This is a genomic window from Pseudomonas sp. R62 (assembly GCF_000257605.1).
GTDB classification, from domain to species: domain Bacteria; phylum Pseudomonadota; class Gammaproteobacteria; order Pseudomonadales; family Pseudomonadaceae; genus Aquipseudomonas; species Aquipseudomonas atacamensis.
In genome coordinates this window covers 2577991-2581216 of sequence record NZ_JH635998.1, presented here as the reverse complement: position 1 = coordinate 2581216, position 3226 = coordinate 2577991, and the positions used below count along the sequence as shown (strand labels likewise).

4 protein-coding genes are annotated in these 3226 nt (G+C 62.3%); 3 read left to right on the top strand and 1 reads right to left on the bottom strand.

Annotated elements, in window-relative coordinates; genetic code table 11:
• Positions 1–168 precede the first annotated feature (168 nt).
• From OQK_RS12585 to OQK_RS12575, 3 genes are all read left to right on the top strand, one after another.
• The gene (locus OQK_RS12585; RefSeq protein WP_016772705.1) at positions 169–1764 is read left to right on the top strand and encodes a GMC family oxidoreductase; all 1596 of its coding nucleotides are present in this window, start codon (positions 169–171) and stop codon (positions 1762–1764) included.
• Between the two features lie 115 nt (positions 1765–1879).
• A complete protein-coding gene (gene coaD / locus OQK_RS12580) occupies positions 1880–2359 on the top strand; it encodes a pantetheine-phosphate adenylyltransferase (RefSeq protein WP_003229157.1) in 480 nt (159 codons plus the stop codon).
• A gap of 145 nt (positions 2360–2504) precedes the next feature.
• On the top strand, positions 2505–2756 hold the full coding sequence (locus tag OQK_RS12575) for a YfhL family 4Fe-4S dicluster ferredoxin (protein WP_003195146.1): 252 nt from the start codon (positions 2505–2507) through the stop codon (positions 2754–2756).
• Between the two features lie 151 nt (positions 2757–2907).
• Here the strand turns inward: OQK_RS12575 and OQK_RS12570 are convergent, their stop codons facing one another.
• Positions 2908–3222, bottom strand: a complete 315-nt coding sequence (locus OQK_RS12570; protein ID WP_081489851.1) for a multidrug transporter — start codon at positions 3220–3222, stop codon at positions 2908–2910.
• Positions 3223–3226 lie beyond the last annotated feature (4 nt).

Below are 3226 nucleotides of genomic sequence, written 5' to 3'. Positions count from 1 at the left end.
GGCGCATTGCGGTTATCCCGGGCCGCCGAAGGTCTGAAACCGGGGGGCGGTCTTCGCGAGCAGGCTCGCTCCCACATTTGAAATGCATGTCCCTGTGGGAGCGAGCCTGCTCGCGAAGGGGCCAACTGCATCACCTCAGCATCCAGAATAATAAAGAGAACCTGACCGATGCCCGTACCCGATCCCTTCCGCGAAGGCCTCGCCCGAGGCTGGAAAACCTACAACGGCGCGCAACTGAGCGACAACCTCATCCTCGAAGCCGACGTGGCGATCATCGGCAGTGGCGCCGGCGGTGGCACCACGGCGGAGATCCTCAGCGCGGCCGGCTACAAAGTCCTGCTGATCGAAGAAGGCCCGCTGAAGACCAGTTCGGATTTCAAACTGCTCGAAGACGAGGCTTACAGCAGCCTCTACCAGGAAGGCATCGGGCGCATGAGCAAGGACGGCGCGATCACGATCCTGCAGGGCCGCGCGGTCGGCGGCACGACGCTGATCAACTGGACCTCGAGCTTCCGCACTCCCGAGCCGACCCTCGAACACTGGGCCAGCGAGCACAACGTCAAAGGCCATAGTCCGGCAGAGATGGCGCCGTGGTTCGAAAAAATGGAGCAGCGCCTCGGGGTCGCGCCGTGGATGGTGCCGCCCAATGCCAACAACGATGTGATCCGCAAAGGCTGCGAGCAACTCGGCTACAGCTGGCACGTGATCCCGCGCAACGTTCGCGGTTGCTGGAATCTCGGCTATTGCGGCATGGGCTGCCCGAGCAACGCCAAGCAATCGATGATGGTCACGACCATCCCGGCGACGCTGGAAAAGGGCGGCGAGCTGCTGTATCTGGCGCGGGTGGAGAAACTGCTGATCAGTGGCGACAAGGTCACCGGCCTGCATTGCGTGGCGATGGACGAGCGCTGCGTCGAGCCGACCGGGCGCAGCATCAGCGTCAAGGCGCGGCATTATGTGCTGGCCGGCGGCGGCATCAACAGCCCGGCGCTGTTGCTGCGCTCCGACGCGCCGGATCCGCATGAGCGCGTGGGCAAGCGCACCTTTCTGCACCCGGTGAACATGTCCGCCGCGCGTTTCGCCGAGGTGGTCAATCCGTTTTACGGCGCGCCGCAGTCGATCTACTCCGACCATTTTCAGTGGAAGGACGGCACCAGCGGGCCGATGGCGTTCAAACTTGAAGTGCCACCGCTGCACCCGGCGCTGGCCGCTACACTGCTCGGTGGTTTCGGCCAGGAAAACGCCCAGCATATGGCCGACCTGCCGCACACCCACGCGATGCTGGCGCTGCTGCGCGATGGCTTCCACCCGGACAGCAGCGGTGGCTCGGTGGAGCTGCGCGGTGATGGCTCGCCGGTGCTCGACTATCAGGTTTCGCAATACGCATGGGACGGTTTGCGCCGGGCCTTTCACGTCATGGCCGAAATCCAGTTTGCCGGCGGCGCGCAATCGGTGATGCCGATGCACGCCGACGGCCGCTATGTGAAGACACTGGCCGAGGCGCGCTCAATGATCGATGGACTGAGCCTGGAGCTGTACCGCACGCGACTCGGTAGCGCCCATGTGATGGGTGGTTGTGCGATGGGTGAAGATCCGCAAAGCGCGGTTGCCGACAGCCTCGGTCGCCATCATCAACTGCGCAATCTGTCGATTCACGACGGCTCGCTTTTTCCCACCAGCATCGGCGCCAACCCCCAGCTGTCGGTGTATGGCCTGACCGCGCAACTGGCGACAGCCTTGGCTGACCGACTGAAAAATCCATGAAAAAGCAGAGTATTCCTATCGTCTATAGTGCTTTCTTACCCAACAGGCGACTTGGCCGACCGGGAAGGCTGCGATACCATCCGACTCCCCAACGGACTCCCGCCAGGACGACGCGATGAACCGAGTGTTGTACCCAGGTACCTTCGACCCTATTACCAAGGGCCATGGCGATCTGGTCGAACGCGCCTCGCGCCTGTTCGATCACGTGATCATTGCGGTCGCCGCCAGCCCGAAAAAGAACCCGCTGTTCCCGCTGGAACAACGGGTCGAACTGGCTCGCGAGGTCACCAAACACCTGCCGAACGTGGAAGTGGTCGGTTTCTCGACGCTGCTCGCGCATTTCGCCAAAGAGCAGAACGCCAATGTGTTCCTGCGTGGTCTGCGCGCGGTGTCGGACTTCGAATACGAATTCCAGCTGGCCAACATGAACCGCCAACTGGCGCCGGATGTGGAGAGCCTGTTTCTCACGCCGTCGGAGCGTTATTCGTTCATTTCCTCGACGCTGGTGCGGGAGATTGCCGCGCTGGGCGGCGATATCAGCAAGTTCGTCCACCCGGCCGTGGCCGACGCGCTGACCCTGCGCTTTAAAAAGTAGGAGCTGCCGCAGGCTGCGATCTTTGCTTTTGAAGATTGCAGTCTCGTGCCCTTGATCGCCCTCGCGTGCACTGCGCTCGCCAATGCGGCACAATTGCGCGCATTGATTTATAGCGCCCGGGCCTGCCGCCCCGGCTGGAGTTAGCATGTCCCTGATCATCACCGACGATTGCATCAACTGCGACGTCTGCGAACCCGAGTGCCCGAACGCCGCCATTTCCCAAGGCGAAGAGATCTACGTGATCGACCCGAACCTGTGCACCCAGTGCGTCGGCCACTACGACGAGCCGCAGTGCCAGCAGGTCTGCCCGGTGGATTGCATTCCCCTGGACGAAGCCCATCCGGAGACTGAAGAACAGTTGATGGAGAAGTACCGCAAGATCACCGGCAAGGCCTGATCACATCAGCGCCAGTACCGAAGCCATCGCGGGCAAGCCCGCTCCCACAGAGTCTGTGGTGAAACACAAATTTGTGTGAACACCAAAACCCATGTGGGAGCGAGCCTGCTCGTGAATGGGCCATCAGCCACACCACTGAAACCCGATCAGCTCACTCGCGCTGCTCAAACCCCTCCCCTGTACACCCCAGACACCGCACAAACGCCGCTTTCGCCGGGTCAACCACCAGCGCCTGACCGGCATCGCCAACACCGCCGCCCAGTGCGGTAAACGGCAACGACACCACAAACGCTCCCGCACCGATCACCGTGGCCACCACCAGCAAGGGCCGGGCAATCAGCAGGTCGCCAAGCATGGCGTAGGCCGGGGGATTCTGGATGGTGTAACGCGGATCACCGCTGCCGGTTTCCGAGGCCTGAACGGCCAGGCTGGAACACAACAGCAGCGTGACGAAGAAGACTTGCAGGACT

What these genes read in the sequence shown, in the direction of transcription:
- OQK_RS12585 (WP_016772705.1), top strand. Translation starts at nt 169, where the DNA reads ATGCCCGTACCCGATCCCTTCCGCGAAGGCCTCGCCCGAGGCTGGAAA.
- coaD (WP_003229157.1), top strand. Translation starts at nt 1,880, where the DNA reads ATGAACCGAGTGTTGTACCCAGGTACCTTCGACCCTATTACCAAGGGC.
- OQK_RS12575 (WP_003195146.1), top strand. Translation starts at nt 2,505, where the DNA reads ATGTCCCTGATCATCACCGACGATTGCATCAACTGCGACGTCTGCGAA.